27 protein-coding genes are annotated in these 20,659 nt (G+C 66.4%); 18 read left to right on the forward strand and 9 right to left on the reverse strand.

Annotation, left to right across the window (positions count from 1 at the left end; genetic code table 11):
• Positions 1 to 8: 8 nt before the first annotated feature.
• On the forward strand, positions 9 to 1,040 hold the full coding sequence (locus MJO54_RS06470; RefSeq protein ID WP_105294513.1) for an amidohydrolase family protein: 1,032 nt from the start codon (positions 9 to 11) through the stop codon (positions 1,038 to 1,040).
• A 75-nt stretch (positions 1,041 to 1,115) separates the two neighbouring features.
• Here the strand turns inward: MJO54_RS06470 and MJO54_RS06475 are convergent, their stop codons facing one another.
• Positions 1,116 to 1,241 carry a hypothetical protein gene (locus tag MJO54_RS06475; RefSeq protein ID WP_096867583.1) on the reverse strand — a complete coding sequence of 42 codons (126 nt, stop codon included), beginning with the start codon at positions 1,239 to 1,241 and terminating at the stop codon, positions 1,116 to 1,118.
• A 142-nt stretch (positions 1,242 to 1,383) separates the two neighbouring features.
• On the opposite strand from MJO54_RS06475, the gene MJO54_RS06480 reads away from it, so the two are divergent.
• Positions 1,384 to 2,022, forward strand: coding sequence for a class I SAM-dependent methyltransferase (locus MJO54_RS06480; RefSeq protein ID WP_105294514.1), 639 nt, complete (start codon positions 1,384 to 1,386; stop codon positions 2,020 to 2,022).
• 7 nt (positions 2,023 to 2,029) lie between these two features.
• On the opposite strand, the gene MJO54_RS06485 is transcribed toward MJO54_RS06480, so the two are convergent.
• A complete protein-coding gene (locus MJO54_RS06485) occupies positions 2,030 to 2,743 on the reverse strand; it encodes an SIR2 family NAD-dependent protein deacylase (protein WP_024441159.1) in 714 nt (237 codons plus the stop codon).
• 28 nt (positions 2,744 to 2,771) lie between these two features.
• Between MJO54_RS06485 and MJO54_RS06490 the strand changes: the two genes are divergently transcribed.
• A complete protein-coding gene (locus MJO54_RS06490; protein ID WP_105294515.1) occupies positions 2,772 to 3,155 on the forward strand; it encodes an Rv1152 family transcriptional regulator in 384 nt (127 codons plus the stop codon).
• Here the strand turns inward: MJO54_RS06490 and MJO54_RS06495 are convergent.
• Together MJO54_RS06495 and MJO54_RS06500 are read right to left on the reverse strand one after the other, a co-directional pair.
• Positions 3,152 to 3,973 (reverse strand): class I SAM-dependent methyltransferase, encoded by an 822-nt coding sequence (locus MJO54_RS06495; protein ID WP_105294516.1) that lies wholly within the window; start codon positions 3,971 to 3,973, stop codon positions 3,152 to 3,154. The two genes, MJO54_RS06490 and MJO54_RS06495, sit on opposite strands and share 4 nt — an antisense overlap.
• A gap of 25 nt (positions 3,974 to 3,998) precedes the next feature.
• A complete protein-coding gene (locus MJO54_RS06500) occupies positions 3,999 to 4,514 on the reverse strand; it encodes a DUF1697 domain-containing protein (RefSeq protein WP_105294517.1) in 516 nt (171 codons plus the stop codon).
• A gap of 63 nt (positions 4,515 to 4,577) precedes the next feature.
• On the opposite strand from MJO54_RS06500, the gene MJO54_RS06505 reads away from it, so the two are divergent.
• Both MJO54_RS06505 and MJO54_RS06510 read left to right on the forward strand, forming a co-directional pair.
• Positions 4,578 to 5,021: a PPOX class F420-dependent oxidoreductase gene (locus MJO54_RS06505; protein ID WP_046284395.1), complete on the forward strand. Its 444-nt coding sequence runs from the start codon at positions 4,578 to 4,580 to the stop codon at positions 5,019 to 5,021.
• 44 nt (positions 5,022 to 5,065) lie between these two features.
• Positions 5,066 to 5,239, forward strand: coding sequence for a DUF5302 domain-containing protein (locus MJO54_RS06510; RefSeq protein ID WP_105294518.1), 174 nt, complete (start codon positions 5,066 to 5,068; stop codon positions 5,237 to 5,239).
• A gap of 9 nt (positions 5,240 to 5,248) precedes the next feature.
• Here the strand turns inward: MJO54_RS06510 and MJO54_RS06515 are convergent, their stop codons facing one another.
• Positions 5,249 to 5,545, reverse strand: a complete 297-nt coding sequence (locus MJO54_RS06515) for a DUF732 domain-containing protein (RefSeq protein WP_046284418.1) — start codon at positions 5,543 to 5,545, stop codon at positions 5,249 to 5,251.
• Positions 5,546 to 5,800: 255 nt separating this feature from the next.
• On the opposite strand from MJO54_RS06515, the gene MJO54_RS06520 reads away from it, so the two are divergent.
• The 3 genes from MJO54_RS06520 (at position 5,801) to MJO54_RS06530 (ending at position 7,010) form a co-directional block, all read left to right on the forward strand.
• Positions 5,801 to 6,124 (forward strand): hypothetical protein, encoded by a 324-nt coding sequence (locus MJO54_RS06520; protein ID WP_131812831.1) that lies wholly within the window; start codon positions 5,801 to 5,803, stop codon positions 6,122 to 6,124.
• Positions 6,125 to 6,264: 140 nt separating this feature from the next.
• Positions 6,265 to 6,867 (forward strand): HhH-GPD-type base excision DNA repair protein, encoded by a 603-nt coding sequence (locus tag MJO54_RS06525; protein ID WP_065153659.1) that lies wholly within the window; start codon positions 6,265 to 6,267, stop codon positions 6,865 to 6,867.
• Positions 6,864 to 7,010 carry a DUF1059 domain-containing protein gene (locus MJO54_RS06530; RefSeq protein WP_064888412.1) on the forward strand — a complete coding sequence of 49 codons (147 nt, stop codon included), beginning with the start codon at positions 6,864 to 6,866 and terminating at the stop codon, positions 7,008 to 7,010. Before MJO54_RS06525 ends, MJO54_RS06530 begins: the two co-directional genes overlap by 4 nt.
• Here the strand turns inward: MJO54_RS06530 and MJO54_RS06535 are convergent.
• Together MJO54_RS06535 and MJO54_RS06540 are read right to left on the reverse strand one after the other, a co-directional pair.
• A complete protein-coding gene (locus MJO54_RS06535; RefSeq protein ID WP_131812832.1) occupies positions 7,004 to 7,873 on the reverse strand; it encodes a DUF4349 domain-containing protein in 870 nt (289 codons plus the stop codon). The genes MJO54_RS06530 and MJO54_RS06535 overlap by 7 nt on opposite strands.
• Positions 7,831 to 8,841: an Rv1157c family protein gene (locus tag MJO54_RS06540; RefSeq protein WP_105294519.1), complete on the reverse strand. Its 1,011-nt coding sequence runs from the start codon at positions 8,839 to 8,841 to the stop codon at positions 7,831 to 7,833. Before MJO54_RS06540 ends, MJO54_RS06535 begins: the two co-directional genes overlap by 43 nt.
• 84 nt (positions 8,842 to 8,925) lie before the next feature.
• On the opposite strand from MJO54_RS06540, the gene MJO54_RS06545 reads away from it, so the two are divergent.
• Positions 8,926 to 10,278: a mannosyltransferase gene (locus MJO54_RS06545; RefSeq protein ID WP_065153660.1), complete on the forward strand. Its 1,353-nt coding sequence runs from the start codon at positions 8,926 to 8,928 to the stop codon at positions 10,276 to 10,278.
• Here MJO54_RS06545 and MJO54_RS06550 read toward each other — a convergent pair.
• Positions 10,256 to 10,540: a 4a-hydroxytetrahydrobiopterin dehydratase gene (locus MJO54_RS06550; protein ID WP_046284205.1), complete on the reverse strand. Its 285-nt coding sequence runs from the start codon at positions 10,538 to 10,540 to the stop codon at positions 10,256 to 10,258. The genes MJO54_RS06545 and MJO54_RS06550 overlap by 23 nt on opposite strands.
• A 33-nt stretch (positions 10,541 to 10,573) precedes the next feature.
• On the opposite strand from MJO54_RS06550, the gene MJO54_RS06555 reads away from it, so the two are divergent.
• The 6 genes from MJO54_RS06555 (at position 10,574) to MJO54_RS06580 (ending at position 18,193) form a co-directional block, all read left to right on the forward strand.
• Entirely contained in the window at positions 10,574 to 10,981 is a 408-nt protein-coding gene (locus MJO54_RS06555; RefSeq protein ID WP_046284206.1) for a (deoxy)nucleoside triphosphate pyrophosphohydrolase, read from the forward strand.
• A gap of 152 nt (positions 10,982 to 11,133) precedes the next feature.
• Positions 11,134 to 14,856, forward strand: coding sequence for a nitrate reductase subunit alpha (locus tag MJO54_RS06560; protein WP_065153680.1), 3,723 nt, complete (start codon positions 11,134 to 11,136; stop codon positions 14,854 to 14,856).
• A gap of 4 nt (positions 14,857 to 14,860) precedes the next feature.
• Positions 14,861 to 16,468 carry a nitrate reductase subunit beta gene (narH, locus tag MJO54_RS06565; RefSeq protein WP_065153662.1) on the forward strand — a complete coding sequence of 536 codons (1,608 nt, stop codon included), beginning with the start codon at positions 14,861 to 14,863 and terminating at the stop codon, positions 16,466 to 16,468.
• On the forward strand, positions 16,465 to 17,133 hold the full coding sequence (gene narJ / locus MJO54_RS06570) for a nitrate reductase molybdenum cofactor assembly chaperone (protein ID WP_065153663.1): 669 nt from the start codon (positions 16,465 to 16,467) through the stop codon (positions 17,131 to 17,133). Before narH ends, narJ begins: the two co-directional genes overlap by 4 nt.
• Positions 17,130 to 17,879, forward strand: coding sequence for a respiratory nitrate reductase subunit gamma (gene narI / locus MJO54_RS06575; RefSeq protein ID WP_046284209.1), 750 nt, complete (start codon positions 17,130 to 17,132; stop codon positions 17,877 to 17,879). The genes narJ and narI overlap by 4 nt, the downstream gene beginning before the upstream one ends.
• Positions 17,876 to 18,193 (forward strand): DUF732 domain-containing protein, encoded by a 318-nt coding sequence (locus MJO54_RS06580; protein ID WP_046284210.1) that lies wholly within the window; start codon positions 17,876 to 17,878, stop codon positions 18,191 to 18,193. The genes narI and MJO54_RS06580 overlap by 4 nt, the downstream gene beginning before the upstream one ends.
• On the opposite strand, the gene MJO54_RS06585 is transcribed toward MJO54_RS06580, so the two are convergent.
• Positions 18,190 to 18,840: a TetR/AcrR family transcriptional regulator gene (locus tag MJO54_RS06585; protein ID WP_065153664.1), complete on the reverse strand. Its 651-nt coding sequence runs from the start codon at positions 18,838 to 18,840 to the stop codon at positions 18,190 to 18,192. The genes MJO54_RS06580 and MJO54_RS06585 overlap by 4 nt on opposite strands.
• Before the next feature lie 88 nt (positions 18,841 to 18,928).
• On the opposite strand from MJO54_RS06585, the gene MJO54_RS06590 reads away from it, so the two are divergent.
• From MJO54_RS06590 to MJO54_RS06600, 3 genes are read left to right on the forward strand one after another with little or no spacing between them, the layout of a single operon-like run.
• Complete coding sequence (locus MJO54_RS06590; protein WP_046284212.1) at positions 18,929 to 19,759, forward strand: phytanoyl-CoA dioxygenase family protein; 831 nt, start codon at positions 18,929 to 18,931, stop codon at positions 19,757 to 19,759.
• 44 nt (positions 19,760 to 19,803) lie between these two features.
• The gene (locus MJO54_RS06595; protein WP_046284213.1) at positions 19,804 to 20,187 is read left to right on the forward strand and encodes a RidA family protein; all 384 of its coding nucleotides are present in this window, start codon (positions 19,804 to 19,806) and stop codon (positions 20,185 to 20,187) included.
• A gap of 39 nt (positions 20,188 to 20,226) precedes the next feature.
• Positions 20,227 to 20,616, forward strand: coding sequence for a MarR family winged helix-turn-helix transcriptional regulator (locus MJO54_RS06600; RefSeq protein WP_046284214.1), 390 nt, complete (start codon positions 20,227 to 20,229; stop codon positions 20,614 to 20,616).
• Positions 20,617 to 20,659 lie beyond the last annotated feature (43 nt).

The following is a 20,659-nucleotide window of genomic DNA, read 5'->3' on the forward strand; positions in this document are numbered from 1 at the left end:
AGGCGGACATGCTGCGCATCGACACCCACCACCACCTGATCCCACCCGACTACCGCACAGCCCTGCGGAAAGCCGGGATCGACGAAGCCGGGGGACGGGCGCTGCCGGACTGGAGCCCCGAAGCGTCGTTGCAGACCATGGCCGACCTCGACATCGGCACCGCGATCCTGTCGGTGTCCACCCCCGGCACCACTTTTCTGCCCGCTGTCGCTGACGCCGCCGCGCTGGCGCGCGAGCTCAACGACTACACCGCGCAACTGGTCTTGGAACATCCCGGCCGGTTCGGCTTCTTCGCCACCATCCCGATGCCGCACCTGGATGCGTCCGTCGCGGAAACCGTCCGCGCGCTCGACGAGCTCAAGGCCGATGGCGTGGTGCTGTTGGCCAACAATGCCGGCGTATACCTGGGCCAAGAAGGGCAGGACGAGCTATTCAAGGCGCTGGATGAGCGCGCGGCCGTGGTGTTCATTCACCCGGCCGACCTGCCCGGACCGGTGATACCCGGTGTCGCCCCGTTCGCGGCCGACTTCCTGTTGGACACCACGCGGGCCGCTTACCTGTTGGTGCGCAACGGTATTCGTCGCCGATTCCCGAGAATTCGTTTCCTGTTGAGCCATGCCGGGGGTTTCGTTCCGTATGCGAGTCATCGGATGGCGGTCGCCATCACGGCCGACACCGGCCGAAGTCCGGCCGACGTCCTCGACGATTTCGCTGGCTTCTACTTTGATACTGCGCTGTCATCCAGCGCCGCTGCGCTGCCGAGTCTGCTGGCCTTCGCTCGGCCCGGGCATGTCACCTTCGGATCGGACTGGCCGTTCGCGCCGAGCGCCGCCGGGCGATTGTTCGCTGCTGGTCTGGAGACGTATGCCGGTCTGGATCGAGCCGGCCGCGATGCGATCGACCGGACAAATGCTGTGGGGCTGTTTCCTCGGTTTGGCGTGGGTGCCACGCAGATCCGCCAACCGGTAATTCAGAGGGTGCGGCACTCGGCCAGTCGTCACGTTGTGCGGTCCCTGTCGCGCATGATCAGCCGAACCTGAGACGTCGTCCGCAAGGCGGCGACCTGTGCGCAACCGCACCATATTGAAAGGCGCCGCTGTCGCGGCGCCGATCAATCAGCTGGCCAGCGAATGCAAGCCGTCGAACTGCTCCGAGGTGTCGCCCTCGACGAGGAAATCGCCGTGGTACAGGGCCTCGAAGTCAACCTTGATGACGTCGGCACTTGAGTCGTCGATCCACATGACCCTGAGCTTATTGGTCACTATTAAGGAATCATTGAGTCACGTTTCGGGAAATGGTGGCAATACTACTGACCGGTAGCCTTTGTAGGGCCTGTGCTCGGGACGTGCCTGCGACCCGCTGCGCCCCGCTAGGGTGGCTGCCATGAGCGCACCGGACACCTTGGACAACCCGCTGTTCGCCCGGATCTGGACCTTCATGTCCAGCCGCGAGACCGACTGGTTGCGGGACCGCCGCCGAGAGAACCTCGAGGGTTTGTCCGGGCGGGTGCTCGAGATCGGAGCCGGCACCGGCAGCAACTTCGGCTTCTACCCGGACACCGTGACTGAGGTGGTGGCCGCCGAACCCGAGTCACGGCTGCGGGATGCCGCCGTATCTGCTGCTGCGGCGGCGTCGGTGCCGATCACCGTGGTGGCGAGCACAGTGGAGGCCTTGGACGCCGGGGAGCCCTTCGATGCGATCGTGTGCTCGCTGGTCTTGTGTTCGGTCGATCGTCCCGAGGACGTGCTGCGCCAGCTGTTCGCACTGCTGAAGCCCGGCGGCGAGCTGCGCTACTTCGAGCATGTCGCCAGCGCCGGGATGCGCGGCGGACTGCAACGGCTGGCCGACGCCACCTTCTGGCCCCGCCTGTTCGGCAACTGCCACACCCACCGCGACACCGAGCAGATGATCACCGCCGCCGGCTTCGTCGTCGACAGGGCGCGGCGTGGGCATCAATTCCCGGCGTGGGCGCCGGTGCCGGTGTCGGAGTTCGCGCTGGGCTCGGCCAGCCGCCCGGCCTGAATCGGAGTCAGCCCAGCAGGAAAGGCAACCGCTGTGCCATTCCCGGCAGTGCCGCCGAGGCGGTGGTTTGCAGAAAGACCGTGGCCCGCTCCGACAGCGGCGTCGGCTCCGGGTTCACCTGGATGACGGTCTTGCCCAGCTCCAGCGCTCGTTCGGGCAGGCTGGCCGCCGGATAGACCACCCCGGACGTGCCGACCACGATCAGCGCATCGGCGGCGTCGACAGCCTCGACCGCTGCGTTCCACGGCTCGTCGGGAAGCTGTTCGCCGAACCACACCACGTCCGGGCGGATCAAGCCGCCGCACTCGCACTGCGGGGGCATGATTTCGAGTACGGGCTCTGCCAGCTCCGGCAGCTGCGTGTCGTGCGGTTGCTCGCAGTCCGAGCAGCGGAAGGTGAACATCCGGCCGTGCAGATGGTGAACCGAGGAACTGCCGCCACGCTCGTGCAGATTGTCAACGTTCTGGGTGATGACCTGGACATCAGCGTGCTGCTCCCAGTCCGCGATCGCAGTGTGGCCCAGGTTCGGCTCATAGCGGCGGGCCAGCTGGCAGCGCCACACATACCAGCCCCACACCAGTTCCGGCTGCCGATTCCAGCCATCGATGCTGGAGACCTCGTAGGGGTCGTACTGCGACCAGAGCCCCTTCTCGTCATCGCGGAAGGTAGGTATCCCGCTCTCGGCTGAGATTCCTGCGCCACTGAACACCACCACCCGCACGCCACCAAGATAGCGGGATACTGGCCAAATGGACTTCGCCGACCTGCTGAAAGCCGACGTGCATGCCGACGTGCCGCTGTTCGAGCAGATCAGGGTTGCGCTGATCGAGGCGGTCCGGGCCGGATCCCTGCCCGCGGGAACCCGGCTACCGACGGTGCGCGAACTGGCGAAGCAACTGGGCCTGGCGGTCAACACCGTCGCACGCGCCTACCGCGAGCTGGAGGCCGGCGGCGTCGTCGAGACGCGGGGCCGATTCGGCACCTTCGTGGCCAGCAGCGACCCGGCCGAGGCGGCCATGACCCAGGCGGCAAGCGCTTTCGCGGCTACGGCCCGCGCGGTCGGTTTGAGCAAGACCGATGCGCTGCGCTACCTCGACGCGGCCTTCGACAGCGGCGGAAGCGGTGCTTCTTAGCCGAATTCGAGCAGGGTCAGGGACGGACGGACCGGATCCAGGACGCGCAGCCGATAGGCGCTCGAGAGCAGGGTGTTGAACAGCCACCCGCGCCCGGCCGGCAACGGCAGATCGCGAACGGCCCGGATGCCGGGCATGGTGTTCACCAGATCAGCAGCCTCGCTCACCGACAGGTTGAACGGCATCGGCGGCGCCTTGTACCGCAGCGAGGTCCACACCCCGCGGCGAATCAGCATCGCCATCAACGGCGGCGGCACATCGAAGAGCAGCCGCCCGCCCGGGAAGCGGCGGGCACACTCGGCGATCAGGGCGAGCGACTGCTCAGGCTGCAGGTACATCAGCAGGCCCTCGGCGCTGATGAACACGCCCTTGTCCGGATCGACCTGGTCCATCCAGCTGTAGTCCAGCGCGGATTGGGCGCACACCGAAACCTGCGGCGACGCCGGCAGCAGCCGGGTGCGGATGTCGACGATCGGTGGGAGATCGACGGTGAGCCAGCGGAACGCGGCGTCGGGAATGCTTGCGCTCACCCGCCAGAAGCTGGTCTGCAAACCCTCGGCCAGGGCCACCACCGTGCCCGACGGGTGCTGGTGCAGGAACTGCCGGGTCTGGTCGTCGAAGGCCAAGGCGCGCAGCGCGATGTCTTGACGTGTCGGCCCGAATTTCGCGAAATCGAAGTCGATCGACTCGGCCAGGCGGATCGCCATCGGGTCATCGATGATCCCGTCAGAGCGGCGGGCTTCTGTCGCCCGAGCGTTCAAGGTCAGCAACGCGGTTTCGGAGACCCCGGTCAGGGTGACTTTCTGTGCCTGGCTCACGTCTGCGACCTTACCGGTGCGCGCATTAGCGCAGCATTTTGTTCAGAGTGCGCAGGTTGCGGGTGGTGGTGGTCGACTTGTACCGCTTGTTACCCATCGTCTTGCCCACCGTGCTGGTCAGGGTGTCGCCCTTGGGGATCTGCCAGTAGATCACCCGGTCCCCGAGGGTGATCTTCTCCTCGGCATCGGCTGCGAGCCCGGACAGTTCGGTCAGCGCCGCGTCGTCGGCGACGAACGTGACATAGGAGTGCACGTCGGGGACCTCGGGTTCGAAGGGATAGGCAGCCACGATGTCGCGCACCGTCTCCACGTCGTAGACCAGCACCCAGGCCTCGTAGCCGAAGCGCTCCCGCAACGCCGCCTCGGCGGCGGTACGCACCTTCGCGGCAGTGGCGGGCGAGTCCAGCAGCACGTTGCCGCTGGCAAGGAGGGTGCGGACCTCGGAGAATCCGGCGGCGGTCAGCGTGGCGGCGACCTCGGCCATCTTGAGGTTGACGCCGCCGACATTCACGCCGCGCAGAAACAGGGCATACCGAGTCATGAGGCGACCTCCAATCGGTGCAAGAACGATGGCAATAACCCGACGCGTCGGTAGGCTTCGATCATGGGACGTCAGGTATTCGACGACAAGTTGCTTGCCTTGATCAGCGGGAACTCGCTCGGCGTCTTGGCCACGCTCAAGAAAGACGGGCGCCCGCAGCTTTCGAACGTGCAGTACTACTTCGACCCGCGGTCTCTGGTGGTGCAGGTGTCGGTCACCGAACCGCGAGCCAAGACCCGCAACCTGCGCCGGGATCCCAGGGCGTCGCTGCTGGTCGATTCCGACGACGGCTGGTCCTATGCCGTCGCCGAGGGCGATGCCCAACTCACGCCGCCGGCCGCCGCCCCCGATGACGACACCGTCGAGGCGTTGATTGCGTTGTACCGCAACATTGCTGGGGAGCATCCGGACTGGGACGAGTACCGCCAGGCCATGGTGACCGACCGTCGCGTGGTGTTGACGCTGCCGATCCACCACCTTTACGGCATGCCGCCGGGCGTGCGCTGAGCATCTCCCACCGGTAGGCCATGCGCTGGGCTAGGCTCCTGGGTATGCCCGAATCAGATTCCGCCGCAGACGAGAACAAGCGCAAGTTCCGGGAGGCGCTGGAGCGTAAGAAGGCGAAGTCGGCGGGCGGCTCCGACCACAAGGACGGCGGCGCCAAGCAGTCGCGGTCGCACGGGCCGGTCGAGAGCCGTCGGGAATTCCGCCGCAAGAGCGGCTAGTTCGGGCCGTTACTGCACCGGGCAGGCATACTTGCGGGCTACGTCCATCACCCGCTGGTTCGCGCCAGGCCCAACGACCCCTTGCGCAGCGAGTTCCAACCCGATGTAGCCCGGAAGTCCGCCTTCGCATGCCTGGTGGGCGAGACGCCAAGCGGTGTCGGGGTTCAGGTTGAACCCGTTGCGCTCCAGACCCTGCATGTAGGTGTCGAATTCCGGGGTGCCCTGCTCCGGTATCGCAGCGGCCGTGGCCGCCAGGCATACAGCCGTAGCCATCGCTGCGATCAGCGCTGCCGCTACACGTCTCATGGTCCTTCTCCTGAAGATGCATCCGCTCGGGGTGTCTACACGGTTGCACACTCCACCGACACAGACCAACGGAACGCTTTAGTTGGCTGGGGTGGACCGCTGTCGGCTTAGGCGGTCTGGACGCAGCACGAGCGAATTGCCGTCAAGCACGAGGTAAAGACGAGGGGAAACCCTGTATCCGCTGGGCGTCCGTTCGGCAAAAATTCGTCTGCACGGTGATGGATGGAGCACCGACGAGCGGGCGGGGAGACTTACATGACGACGAAGCGGGTTGCTGGTCTGATGGCAGCGTTGGTCGGCGCAGCGGCGGTGGGGTTAGCGGCTCCGGCGTCCGCCGAACTGTCTGACGGCACTTACGACATGGCCAGCGTGGACGGGAAGCCTTCGGACGGTCTGCAGATGGTGGTCACCTCGTGCGGTGCCGGTTGCAAACGGACAACGATCCACGGCGGTGCTCCCCTTGATTACCACTTGGAAGGAACTACATGGAGTTCCGTCTTGGACGGAAACGGACTCTTTTCGACGATCGACAACGATTCTCTTGTTTATCATCCGGCAAGGGCCGGTTTGTCTTCGTGACGCGGCAGCTTGTCAAGGTTGACTGATCGCGTGAACTGAACTCGCGGCCTTGTTTCCTGCTGCATTCGACGACGGTTACGCTCTCCTATGGTGGTGTAACGCGGACGTTGGACCGTCCGCGCTCTGTCGAGAGGTGGCTGGTGACTCCGAAACTCTGCCTCGTTCAAGACCCCGAGGCCGACGCGCTGCTTTCGGGAGACCCGTTCGCGCTGCTGGTCGGAATGCTGCTCGATCAGCAGATCCCGATGGAGGTCGCGTTCGCCGGCCCGAAGAAGATCGCCGACCGGATGGGTGGGCTGGACCCGCACGACATCGCCGCGCGCGACCCTGACGAGTTCGCCGCGTTGTTCGCCGAAACGCCTGCGGTACACCGGTTTCCGGGTTCGATGGCGGGTCGGGTCCAGGCCCTGGCCAAAGCGATCGTCGATCAGTACGGCGGCGACACGACCGCACTGTGGATGGTCGGTGATCCCGATGGCGCCGAGGTGTTGAAGCGACTCAAGGCACTGCCCGGCTACGGCGAGCAGAAGGCCCGGATCTTTCTGGCCTTGCTCGGCAAGCAGTACGGCGTGACCCCGTCGGGATGGCGGGAGGCTGCCGGGGCATACGGTGAGCCCGGAACACATCTGTCGATCGCTGACGTCGTGGATGCGTCGTCGCTGCAGCAGGTGCGGTCCACCAAGAAGGCCCAGAAATTGGCTGCGAAGCAGGCCCGAGAGAGTAAGGGAAAGGCGACGACGTGAAAACTCACCTGAATTGTCCGTGTGGCGAGGCGATGACTGGCACGGACGAGGACAACCTCGTCGAGGTGGTGCAAAAGCACCTCGCCGATGTGCACCCCGGTATGGAGTACGACCGGGACGCCATCTTGTTCATGGCCTACTGACGCCGTCGTCGGGTCCTGCGGCGCAGGACCACTACGACGCCCGCGATCACCACGATCACCGGCAGCCAGGGCAGTAGGAAGCCCGCGACCGAGATCAGGCCGTGGGTGAACGACAGCAGGGCATGCCAGCCGTGGCGAACCGACGCGACGAATCCGGGCGAGGTCGACTCGAACTCGGAGGCCAGCGAAACGGTGAGCGTCGCGTAGCTGATCTGGTCACCGAGCTGGGTACGCTGCGCCCTCAGGCTGTCGAGGTCGGCCTGCCGTGAGGTCAGCTCCTTCTCGGCCTGCAGCAGATCGGCCGTGGTGGAGGCGGACTTCATCAGCGTCGTCAATCGGTCCACCGACGCCTGCAACGCAGCAACCCGCGCATCGAGGTCGACACGCTGTCCGGTGACGTCGTCGTGCCGCAACGCGATCGACGAGACATCCCCCAGTTGCTTTGCGTCGTCGAGGAATTCATCGACCTTCGCGGACGGAATGCGCAGGGTCAGCTCGGCGGTGTGGGACTGACCCGGTGCTGTGCTTTCGGTGCGGTCATCGACGCGGCCGCCGAGCTCGGTGGCCAGATCGATGAGTCGGTCCACCGATCCGCCGACGTCGCCCACCGCGATATTGAGGCTGCCGGTGGTCACGACATCCCGTTGCAGCTGGTGAGGCGGCGGGCTCATCGGCGCCGGTGCGGAAACAGCGTCCGCGGACGGCGACCGTTCCGGCGACGGTCGTTCCCCGGCGCAACCGCTGATCGCCAGGAGCAACATCGCAGCCAAGCCGACCAACAACGTCCAAGGTGTCGACGTGCGGGGGACGGTCATGGGCGTCAGGGCACCACCGTCGAGCCGATGGTCGGCAGGAAGTTGCACTGGTGGTCCTTGGTGCTGACCTGACCGAAGATCGTCGACATGATGCTGCCCGAACCGGTGTCGACGATCGCCGTCAGCGTCGTCGGCCCCTCGGGGTTGATGTCGGTGCGCGGCTGCAGGGTGGCGCTACCGGACTTACCAGTGGTCAGGTTCACCCACGTGACGTTCAGCGGCAGCTTCTGCGTCTCGGCCGGGCCGGGGGTTCCCATGGCGGTGAACACGTAGGCGGTCTGGCCGGGCTTGGGGCCGGGGGTCGGAATCGTGGCCGGGCCGGCCACCGACAGCGCAGTGGCGATGACGTTGCCGCCGTCGGCCTGGCAGTTCTGGCCGATGGAGGGGTACATGAAGTCCTGGGTCGGCGGGGCGTCGGGGCCGAATCCGGGAGTGGCCGCCGTCGCCGCGTCGGGTGCCGGGGCGATGAAGGCGGCTTCGGGGGCTGCCGGGGCCGCATCGGGGAGGGCCTCGGCGGGTGCGGGCAGGGCTTCGGGCGCGTTGGGTGCGGCCTGCGGCATCGGTCCCACCGACTTGGCCGGGTCGACGCCGCTGGGCAGGTGGGCCACCAGCCCAGGTGCCGAGCCGGCCGTTGGCACGTGATTGCTCGGCAGTGCCTCGGGCGGCGACTGCACGAACTGCGCCACCGAGTCGGCCACCTGCCGCGAGCCGGCGGGCGTGTTGGAGTTGCCGGTGAATGCGGCGGCCGCGGCCATCAGCAGCGAGGTCGCCCCGGCGGGGTCAGCGGCGGCCTGCTGGATTACCGGGCTCAACTGCTCGATGGCGGGAAGCCCAGGAAATCCGGCGGTGGGCAGCGGCAGTGCCGGCATGGCCGGGTCGGCTGTAGCCACACTGGCCAGCCCCAGGCTGCCGAAGACCAGCACGGCTGACGAGCCGGCGGCGATGGCCGCCTTGGCGGCGGTGGCGCGCTGCGTCGTGAAATGCGTCGTGGCGAACAGCGTCCGGAGGCGCGACATGACTTCCCCAATCGTCGGCAATGGCTTGCTGAAAACCGAAGTTAGCTTGTTGCTGGTGATGCTCAAGTGACACGTGTGTCATTTATGGAACCGTTACGGACCCGAACCGCGACGGTGATCTGGCGGCCGTTCGCTAGAGTCGTGCCGGTAGACACCACCTTGAACACCTGGGCCACCCCGCCTGCGCGTTCGCTGACGACTCGCCTGACTGCGTGGGCCCCACTGCTGCTGGCGGTCAGCGTCGCGGCGCGGCTCGCCTGGACCTACCTCACTCCGCACGGCGCCAACTTCGTCGACCTGCACGTCTATATCAGTGGCGCGGCCGCGCTGGCTCAGCCCGGCGCGCTGTATGACTACGTCTACGCCGACCAGACCCCGGATTTCCCGCTGCCGTTCACCTACCCGCCGTTCGCCGCGGTGGTGTTCTACCCGCTGCATTTCCTGCCTTTCGGGCTGGTCGCGCTCCTGTGGCAGATCGGCACGATGGCCGCTCTGTACGGCGTGGTGCGGCTGTGTCAGCGACTCCTCGGCGAAGCGGCCTCGCTGAACCGCTCAGCTGATGCGGCGGTCCCAGCTTCGCCTCTCCTTCGTCGAGCCTCGCTGAACCGCCGGGTCGCGATGTTGTGGACCGCCGCGGGGATCTGGACCGAACCGTTGCGCAGCACCTTCGACTACGGCCAGATCAACGTGATCCTGGTGCTGGCGGTGCTTTATGCCGTCTACAGCCGCCGCTGGTGGGTGTCGGGGCTGTTGGTCGGGCTGGCCGCCGGGGTAAAGCTGACTCCGGCGATCGCCGGGGTCTATCTGGCCGGGGCCCGGCGCTGGGCCGCCGCGGTGTTCTCGGCCGTCGTCTTCGCCGGCACCATCGCGGTGTCAGTGTGGGCCACCGGCGATCAGGCCCGCCGCTACTTCACCGAGTTACTCGGTGATGCTCATCGAGTAGGACCGATCGGAACGTCGTTCAACCAGTCCTGGCGGGGCGGGATCTCGCGCATCCTCGGACACGACGCCGGTTACAGCCCGCCGGTGCTGATCGCGATCGTCGTCACCGCGGTGCTGGCCGTGCTCGCCTGGCGGGCGCTGAACAGTACTCCCGCCGGACCCGATGTCCTGGGGTCGTTGCTGGTGGTCGAGCTGTTCGGGCTGCTGGCGTCACCGATCTCCTGGACCCATCACTGGGTGTGGCTGCTGCCGCTGATGATCTGGCTGTTCTACGGGCCGTACTCGGATCGCCCAGGCGCCCGCATCCTGGGCTGGGTCTGGCTCGCGCTCACCCTCGTCGGGGTGCCGTGGCTGCTGAGCTTCTTCCAGCCGACGATCTGGCAGGACGGCCGGCCCTGGTACCTGGCCTGGGCGGGCTTGGTCTACATCGTCGGAGCGCTGGTCACCTTGGGCTGGATGGCAACCAGGCGGGTCACGCCGCGAGAAGCCGGTTGATCTCGCCCGCCATCGCCACATCCTTGTCGGTGATCCCGCCTTCGGAGTGCGTCACCAGAACGAACGTCACAGTTCGCCAGCGGATATCGATGTCGGGGTGGTGATCGGCCGCTTCGGCACGTTCGGCGACCCGACGCACCGCGTCGATCCCGGCCAGAAACGAGCCGAACTTGACCGAGCGCCGCAGCGTTCCGTCGGCGAGCTCCCAGCCGTCGAGCTCGGGCAGCGCCGTATTCACCTGATCGTCAGTCAACAAAGCCATACCCGACGGTAGGACGGTATAGCCTCACACGCCATGTCACCCCAGATCGTCGTCGCCGGAGCCGTGCTCGCCGAATCGGCGGCCGGGCGCACGGTGCTGATCGCGCAGCGGCGTCGCCCGCCAGAGCTGGCCGGTCGCTGGGAACTGCCCGGCGGCAAAGTCATGCCCGGTGAGAGTGAATCCGCCGCGTTGGCCCGCGAGCTCGGCGAAGAGCTGGGGCTGGATGCCGGCGCCATCATGGTGGGGGAGCGCCTCGGTGCTGATGTGCCGCTGAACCCCCAGATGCTCTTGCGTGCCTACCTGGTCAGGCTGACAAGCGGCGAGCCCCAGCCCCATGACCATCAGGCCCTTCGCTGGGTGACGGCTGTGCAACTAACCGACGTTGACTGGGTACCTGCTGATCGCGCTTGGCTGCCGGAGCTGGCTCAGGCACTCTGGTGAAAAGGCTCTGTTAAATCTTCCCGACGGATTAGGTCGTCGAGCGATATATCCCGCTACGCTGGTGTTTCGGGCCCGATATGGCGCGCGGCGGTGGCTCCGGCCTACGTGAAATCCGTCGCGAGGCGCGGCGACCCGCGAAGGAGAATCCGGAGATGACACGCGCAGCGCGACCGCCCACCACGGGAATCGGTGGCCCACTCGAAGAACTGCTGGAACGCAGCGGCCGGTTCTTCACCCGGGGACAGATCTCGTCGGATCTGCGCACCGTCACCCACCGGGGCGGGCGGGAGGCCGACACCTTCTACCGGGACCGCTGGAGCCACGACAAGGTGGTCCGGTCTACTCACGGGGTCAACTGCACCGGGTCGTGTTCCTGGAAGATCTTCGTCAAGGACGGCATCATCACCTGGGAGAACCAGGCCACCGATTATCCCTCGGTGGGCCCGGACCGTCCCGAGTACGAGCCTCGCGGCTGCCCGCGCGGCGCCTCGTTCTCCTGGTACTCCTACTCGCCGACCCGGGTGCGTTACCCCTACGCGCGTGGCGCGCTGGTCGAGATGTTTCGGGAGGCCAAGGCGCGCCTGGGGGACCCGGTGCTGGCCTGGGCGGACATCCAGGCCGACCCCGAGCGTCGTCGGCGCTACCAGCAGGCCCGCGGTATGGGCGGCCTGATCCGGGTGACCTGGGCCGAAGCCACCGAGATGATCGCCGCCGCCCACGTGCACACCATCAAGACCTACGGTCCGGACCGGGTAGCGGGATTCTCCCCGATCCCGGCGATGTCGATGGTGTCGTTCGCCGCCGGGTCACGCTTCATCCAAATGCTCGGCGGGGTGATGACGTCCTTCTACGACTGGTACGCCGACCTGCCGGTCGCCTCGCCGCAGGTGTTCGGCGACCAGACCGATGTCCCGGAATCCGGGGACTGGTGGGACGCGGCCTACCTGATGATGTGGGGCTCCAACGTCCCGATCACCCGCACGCCCGACGCGCACTGGATGGCCGAGGTCCGCTACCGCGGCACCAAGGTGGTCACCGTCAGCCCGGACTACGCCGACAACACTAAGTTCGCCGACGAGTGGATGCCGTGTGCGGCCGGAACCGACGGCGCGCTGGCGATGGCGATGGGCCACGTGATCCTCACCGAGTGCTACGTCAAGCAAGAGGTGCCCTTCTTCACCGACTACGTGCGCCGCTACACCGACCTGCCGTTCCTGATCAAGCTGGAGGAACGCGACGGCCGACTGGTTCCGGGAAAGAACCTGACCGCCGCCGACCTGGGCGGGGATCTGGCGGACGTCGAGAACGCGGCGTTCAAACCGGCCCTGCTGGATGAGGCCACCGACACCGTTGCGGTGCCCCACGGCTCGCTGGGCTTCCGCTGGGGCGACGACGGCATCGGCAAATGGAACCTGGACCTGGGCGAGCTGCGGCCGGCATTGACCGTCAAGAACCCGAAATTCCTTAACGGCGATCAGCCCGCCGCGCTGGTCTCGCTGCCCGGTTTCGACACCGTTACCGGCCACGGCACCATCGTCGAGCGCGGGGTGCCGGTGCGTCAGGTCGGTGAGCACCTGGTCTGCACGGTGTTCGACCTGATGCTGGCCAACTACTCGGTGCGCCGGCCCTGGCTGCCCGGCGAATGGCCGACCGGCTACGACGACGACACACAGGTCAACACCCCCGCGTGGCAGGAGTCGATCACCGGGGTCTCGGCCTCGCAGGCGATCCGGATCGCGCGCGAATTCGCCCGCAACGCAGAAGAATCCGGTGGCCGGTCGATGATCATCATGGGCAGCGGCATCTGCCAGTGGTTCCACGGCGACGCCACCTACCGGGCGGTGCTCGCGCTGCTGATGCTCACCGGATCGATGGGACGCAACGGCGGCGGCTGGGCGCACTACGTCGGCCAGGAGAAGGTGCGCCCGCTGACCGGGTGGCAGACGATGGCCGCAGGCAGCGACTGGACGCGCCCGCCGCGCCAGGTGCCGGGCACCTCCTACTGGTATGCCCACACCGATCAGTGGCGCTACGACGCCTACGGCGCGGAGAAGCTGACCACCCCGCTCGGACGCGGCCGATTCGACGGCCGACACACGATGGACATCCTGGCGTCGGCCACCGCGATGGGCTGGAGCCCGTTCTATCCGCAGTTCGACCGGTCCAGCCTGGATGTCGCCGACGAGGCCGACACCGCCGGCCGTGACGCGGGGGAGTACGTCGCCGAGCGACTCGCCGCCGGTGACTTGAAGCTGTCGGTCACCGATCCGGACAACCCGGTGAACTGGCCGCGCGTGCTCACGGTGTGGCGGGCCAACCTCATCGGCGCGTCCGGCAAGGGCGGCGAGTACTTCCTCAAGCATCTGCTGGGCACCGACGCCAGCGTGATCGGCGAGCCGCCCGCCGGCGGGGTGAAACCGGCCGATGTGCGCTGGGACAGCGACATTCCCGAGGGCAAGCTCGATCTGCTCATGTCGATCGACTTCCGAATGACCTCCACCACCCTGATGTCCGACGTCGTGCTGCCGGCGGCCACCTGGTACGAGAAGGCCGACCTGTCGTCGACCGACATGCACCCCTACGTGCACTCGTTCAGCGCGGCGATCGACCCGCCGTGGGAGACCCGCAGTGACTTCGACGCATTCGGCGCGATCGCGCGGACGTTCAGCGCATTGGCGGTTAAGCACCTGGGCGTGCGCAATGACGTCGTGCTGACCGCGATGCAGCACGACACCGCGGATGCGATGGCCTATCCCGACGGAACCGAGCGTGACTGGTTGCGCAACGGCGAGACGCCGGTGCCCGGCAAGACCATGCCCAAAGTGACTGTGGTGGAGCGTGATTACACCGCCATTGCTGACATGTGGCAGTCCCTTGGACCGCTGGTGGACACCTTGGGGCTGACCACCAAGGGCTACACCGTGTTTCCGCACGAAGAGGTCGAGGAATTGGCCGCCAAGTTCGGGGTGATGAAATCCGGTGCCGGCACCGGGCGCCCCGCGCTCACCACCGCGACCCGGATGGCCGACACCGTGCTGGCGCTGTCGGGCACCACCAACGGCCGGATCGCGACGGAGGGTTTCCGGGAACTGGAGAAACGCACCGGCCAGCGGCTAGCGCACCTGTCCGAGGGCAGCGAGGAGAAGCGGATCACCTACGCCGACACCCAGGCGCGGCCGGTGCCGGTGGTCACCAGCCCGGAGTGGTCCGGCAGCGAGACCGGGGGACGGCGCTACGCCCCGTTCACGATCAACATCGAATGCCTCAAGCCGTTCCACACCCTGACCGGCCGGATGCACTTCTACACCGCGCACGACTGGATCGAGGAACTCGGCGAACATCTACCGGTATACCGCCCGCCGCTGGACATGGCGCGGCTGTTCGATGCCCCCGAACTCGGCGAGACCGGTGACGGCATCGGGATCACCGTGCGGTACCTGACCCCGCACTCGAAGTGGTCGTTCCACTCCACCTACCAGGACAACCTGTACATGCTGTCGCTGTCGCGCGGCGGCCCCACCATGTGGATGAGCCCGGGCGATGCCGCGAAAATCGGTGTCAAGGACAACGATTGGATCGAAGCCGTCAACGTCAACGGCGTCTTCGTCGGCCGTGCGATCGTCAGTCAGCGGATGCCCGACGGCGTGGTGTTCGTCTACCACGTGCAGGAGCGCACCGTGGACACTCCGCGGGCCGAGACCAACAACAAGCGTGGCGGCACCCACAACTCGTTGACCCGGATCCGGGTCAAGCCCAGTCACCTGGCCGGTGGCTACGGCCAGCACGCGTTCGCATTCAACTACCTGGGACCGACCGGCAATCAGCGCGACGAGGTGACGGTGGTGCGGCGCCGCAGCCAGGACGTGAGGTATTAGTGCGATGAAAGTAATGGCGCAGATGGCCATGGTGATGAACCTGGACAAATGTATTGGGTGCCATACCTGTTCGGTGACCTGCAAACAGGCCTGGACCAACCGTGGGGGCACCGAGTATGTCTGGTTCAACAATGTCGAAACCCGCCCCGGCGGTGGCTATCCGCGGACCTATGAAGACCAGGGCCGCTGGAAGGGCGGTTGGACGCTGGACAAGAAGGGTCGGTTGCGTCTGCTGGCCGGCGGCCGGCTGCACAAGCTGCTGAATATCTTCGCCAACCCCAACCTGCCTGGCTTGAAGGACTACTACGAGCCGTGGACCTACGACTACGAGAACCTGACCGCTGCGCCGCTGGGCGACACCATTCCGGTTGCGGCGCCGAAGAGTTCGATCACCGGCGAGCCGATGAAGATCCAGTGGGGACCGAACTGGGACGACAACCTCGCCGGCGCACCGGAGACCCTGGTCAACGACCCGATTCTGGCGAAGGTCAGTGACCAGGTCAAAAGCGAGTTCGAAGAGACCTTCATGTTCTACCTGCCGCGGATCTGTGAACACTGCCTGAATCCGTCGTGCGTGGCATCGTGCCCGACCGGGGCCATCTACAAACGTGAAGAAGACGGCATCGTGCTGGTCGACCAGGACCGCTGTCGTGGTTGGCGGTTGTGCGTGTCGGGGTGCCCGTACAAGAAGGTGTACTTCAACCACAAGACCGGCAAAGCCGAGAAGTGCCATTTCTGTTACCCGCGTATCGAAGTCGGCCTGCCCACGGTGTGCTCGGAGACCTGCGTGGGGCGGCTGCGCTACATCGGCCTGGTGCTCTACGACGCCGACAAGGTGCTCGAGGCGGCTTCGGTCGACGACGACACCCACCTGTATGAGGCGCAGCGCGGCGTGTTCCTGGACCCGACCGATCCGCAGGTGATCGCGGGCGCACGTGCCGAGGGGATCTCGGACGCTTGGATCGAGGCCGCGCAGCGGTCGCCGATCTACGCGTTGATCAACACTTACAAGGTGGCGTTGCCGCTGCACCCGGAGTACCGGACCATGCCGATGGTCTGGTACATCCCGCCGCTGTCGCCGGTGGTCGACGCCGTCAGTCGCGACGGGCACGACGGGGAAGATCTGGGCAACCTGTTCGGGGCGCTGTCCGCGTTGCGTATTCCGATGGCCTACCTCGCCGAACTGTTCACCGCCGGCGACACCGGTGTGATCGAGGATGTGTTGCGCCGGCTGGCGGCGATGCGCTCCTACATGCGCGACATCAGCCTGGGCCGCGAGACCCAGCCGCACATACCCGCCTCGGTCGGTATGACCGAGGAAGAGATGTACAACATGTACCGCCTGCTCGCGATCGCGAAATATGAAGAGCGTTACGTGATTCCCACCGCCTACAGCCAACAGGCGCACGACCTCGAACACCTGGGCTGCTCGATCACCGGCGGACCGGAGGCGTACGAGGAGGATCCCTTCGTCGGCACCGATGACGTCGCGAAGACGTCGTTCCATCTGGTCGAGAACGGGCACGCGCAGCGGCCGCGAGGCCGGACCAACCTGCTCAACTGGGGCGGCGGCGAACAGGCCGTGCCGGAGATGTTCCCGGAGCACCAGTGAAGCGATTCATTCACTCCCTGCGACGCCCGCCCGATGGACCCGCCGACCGGGCGGTGTGGCAGGCGGCGTCGTTGCTGCTGTCCTACCCCGACGAGCAACTGCCGCAGCGGCTCGACGCCGTCGAGGCATTGCTCGCTCACGCCGGCGCGCCGGCGGCGAATCTGTTGCGGCGCACGGTCGCCGCGCTGCGCGCAGCGGACCCGATGACCGCCGCCGTCGACTACGTCGAAACCTTCGACATGCGGCGGCGCTCGACGATGTTTCTGACCTACTGGACCGGTGGTGACACCCGCAACCGGGGGATGCAGATGCTGGCCTTCGCCACCGCCTACCGCGAGGCCGGCGCTGAGCCACCGGTGGGCGAGGCGCCCGACCACCTGCCGGTGGTGCTGGAGTTCGCCGCGACAGTGGATCCGCAGGCCGGCCGTCGGCTGCTGCTGGCGCACCGCACGCCGATCGATGTCCTGCACCGTGCGTTGAGCGAAGTTGGGTCGCCGTATGCCTTCGCGGTGGGCGCAGTCTGCGAGACGCTCCCGGCGGCGACCGATCAGGAGGTGCAGAACGTGAGTCAGCTGATGGCGTCCGGTCCGCCCGCGGAAGCTGTTGGGCTTCAACCCTTCACGGCAGCTGTTTCGCTCGGGATGCCGAAGGTGCCGATCCGATGACCGACGTCACCCTCACCAGCCCCGCGGAGCTGTGGTGGGACATCGTGCCGTACTTCGTGCTGGCCATCGCGGGCGTCGCCACCTGGTGGCGGTACAAGTACGACAAGTTCGGCTGGACCACCCGCTCGTCGCAGCTGTATGAGTCCAAGCTGCTGCGGATCGGCAGCCCGATGTTCCACTTCGGCAGCTTCGTGGTGATCGCAGGGCACATCATGGGCCTCTTCGTCCCGGAGTCGTGGACCGAAGCGCTGGGCATGAGCGACCGGCTCTATCACCTGCAGGCGCTGATCCTGGGACTGCCCGCCGGCATCGCCACGCTGATCGGGGTGGGGCTGCTGATCTACCGGCGTCGTACCGAGCGCTCGGTGTTCAACGCCACCAGTGTCAGCGACAAGCTGATGTATGCGGTGCTGGTGTGCGCGCTGGTGGTCGGGATGAGCTGCACCCTGATGGGCACCACGACCTACGGCGAGGAACATGACTACCGGCAGACGGTCTCGGTCTGGTTCCGGTCGATCTTTACGCTCGATCCACGGGGCGATCTGATGCTGCAGGCGCCGCTGTATTTTCAGGTTCACGTCATGATTGCGTTGACTTTGTTCGCGCTGTGGCCGTTCACTCGTCTGGTGCACGCTTTCAGCGCGCCGATCGGGTATCTGTTTCGGCCGTACATCGTCTACCGCAGCCGCGACGTCGCTAGGAGGAATCAGCCGATGGGTTCACGACCGCAACGGAGGGGCTGGTGAGAATCCGCGCGGCGCTTATCGGCGCGCTCGGCTGTGTCTGCTTCGCAGCGCCGGCTCAGGCCGATCCCTCCGAGACCGACACCGCTTTCCTGGTGTCCTTGCGGGCGGCCGGTATCACCTACAACAACGCTGACCAGGCCATCATCACCGCGAAGATGGTGTGCGGGTTCATCGCCGAAGGCCAGCCCAGCCCGCAGGTGCTCGAGGGCCTCAAGGCGCGAAACCCCGGCCTGACGACCGAGCACGGAACCCAGTTCGTGGGGATCGCCGCCCAGGTCTACTGCCCCGATCAGCTGGTGCGCAACGGCACCTAGTGCGCGCCCTGGCGGGTCTGTCGGTCGCGGGGCCGGAGCTTCTCCAACTCATCGGTGATCAGTGCCTCGATCCGGCCGGGTGGGAACCTGGCGGGTTCGCTGACCGCATGCAATGCCAGGCCGTCGACGAGGGCGCAGAGCACGTCGCACTGCGCCGCGGGGTCGAAATCCGTCCGCAGCGAGCCGTTGCGTTGGCCGTTGGCCAGCAGTGACCGGATGCCGTTGCGGATCGCCCCGTAGCGAGTCTGGAAGGCGGCCGCGAACGCGGGCTCTGTCTCCGCGCTGGCGAGTACCTGGGCGTAGAAGCGTGGCATCACCTGCTTGGCTTCGGTGGTAGGTAGCGGGATCACGCACATCCGGCGGAGCCCTTCGAAGGTGTCCGGCATCGCCAGCGCCTGGGCAAGCAGATCCTCGAACGGGCCGAGAACGGCGTCGGCGGCGGCCACCAGCAGCTCTTCCTTGCCGCTGAAGTGGTGCATCACTACACCGGTCGTGTAGCCGATCTCGCGGGCGATCGAGCGCAGCGAGGCGCCGGACAGTCCGTCGCGGGCGATCACACGCACCGCGGCGTCGGCGACTTCGGCCCGCCGGGCACCGGTGGACGGCGCCGCTGGCCGCGACGCCGGGGCGGATTCGCTGAGGGACATCGACTTGCTCCGGGGGCTTGACAACGGGAAAAACCTGACCGAGCATAACACTCGTTACGATCATCACAACTGTTATGAGGTAAAGGTCATGCAGGTAACCGAGCAACTGAAGCAGGACTTGGCCGTCGAGGGGGCCGTCGTCGCCCGGGGCCTATTCGACGCCGAACAGCTGCGCCGGGTCCGGCAGAGCTACGACTACGGGATCGCCCACCCGAGTCCGCAAGCCAAACGCGTCTATCCGGGCACCCCCGACGAACACTTCAACGAGTACGGCAACCCGGACAACATCGAGCAGTACCTCATGCTGATCAAGGACCTCGGCCTCGCCGACTTAGCGGCGTCGCTGTGGGACTCCGAACACGTCTGGTTCCTGGGCGAGGAGCTCTTCATGAAGAAGGGCGGCAAGGCCGGCCGCTCACCCTGGCATCAGGACACCTCCTACATGCCGGCCAACGGTCCGCACCTGCTCAACATCTGGATCAGCTTCGAAAAGCTGCCAAGGCGCAATGCGCTCGAGTTCGTCCGGGGTTCGCACCTCGGAACCCAATACGACGGCACCTCTTACACCGACCCGTCCGATCCCACCAAGCCACTGTGGGGCAACGGTGAATGGCCTCAGCTGCCCGACATCCAAGCCGACCGCGCCCAGGACGCCGCGTCGTGGGACGTCGTCTCCTGGGACCTGGAGCCCGGCGACGCGCTGGTGTTCCACTCCGGGATCCTGCACGGCGGTGCCCCGGTGACACCGGACTGCCCGGACCGCCACACCTTGGTCTTGCGCTTCTTCGGCGACAAACTGTCCTACCGGCCGTTACCGTCGACCAAGCCCGACTTCGGACATGACATCAGCGGCCTCAACGACCCGACGCTCAGGCCGGGCGACCCATATCACCCCGAATACTTCGCCCAGCTGCGCTGAACCGGCCCCTGAATCGGACAACCTGAATCGGACAAGGAGCAACCATGAAGGTCGTGATTCCCGAGTGGATGAAGCCGATCTACACCAATTTTCACTACGCGCCGGCCGTAGTCGTCGGAGATCAGCTGCGCTGCTCGGGCATGATCGGCATCCGGCCTGACCTTTCGGTGCCGGAAGACCCCACCGAGCAGATCACCCTGGCCTTCGAGAATCTGCGCGGTCTGCTCGGCGAGGTGGGCCTGACCTTCGCCGACGTCGTCGAGATGACCACCTACCACGTCGGGCTCTCGGAGCAGATCGACAAATTCATCGCCGTCAAGGACGCCTACGTATCTGCCCCGTACCCCGCCTGGACAGCCGTCGGGATCTCCGAACTGGCCATCCCGGGGGCGGTGGTTGAAATTCGGATCACCGCACAGCTGAGCTGAGCTGCGCGCGCCGGCGGGGCTCGGCATAAAGTTACAGACGTGCCACTGCCTGACGAGGTCTATTCCCGACTGCTTGCGTTCCGCACGCGGTTGCGGCGCTTTGAGCGGTGGAGCGCCGACCAGGCGCAAGCGGCCGGACTCACCCCCGCGCAGCACCAGTTGCTGCTGGCGGTGCGCGGCCACAGCGACTCGCGGGGGCCCACGGTCGGCGACATCGCGGAATACCTGCTGTTGCGTCACCACAGTGCCGGAGAGCTCATCCAGCGCGCCGAAGCAGCCGGGCTGGTCACGCGGGTCCGCGACAGCGGCGACCAGCGGGTGATCCGGCTTCAGCTCACCGAAACGGCGGCGCAGTGCCTGCAATCGCTGACCGAACTGCACCTCAAGGAGCTCGAGAGGTTCTCCGCGGAGTCCCCGCTGGGGTTGTGACCTTCATTGCTCTAGGCTTCACGTTTTCGCGATTGACAGGGTG

This window comes from Mycolicibacter virginiensis (assembly GCF_022374935.2).
GTDB lineage: Bacteria > Actinomycetota > Actinomycetes > Mycobacteriales > Mycobacteriaceae > Mycobacterium > Mycobacterium virginiense.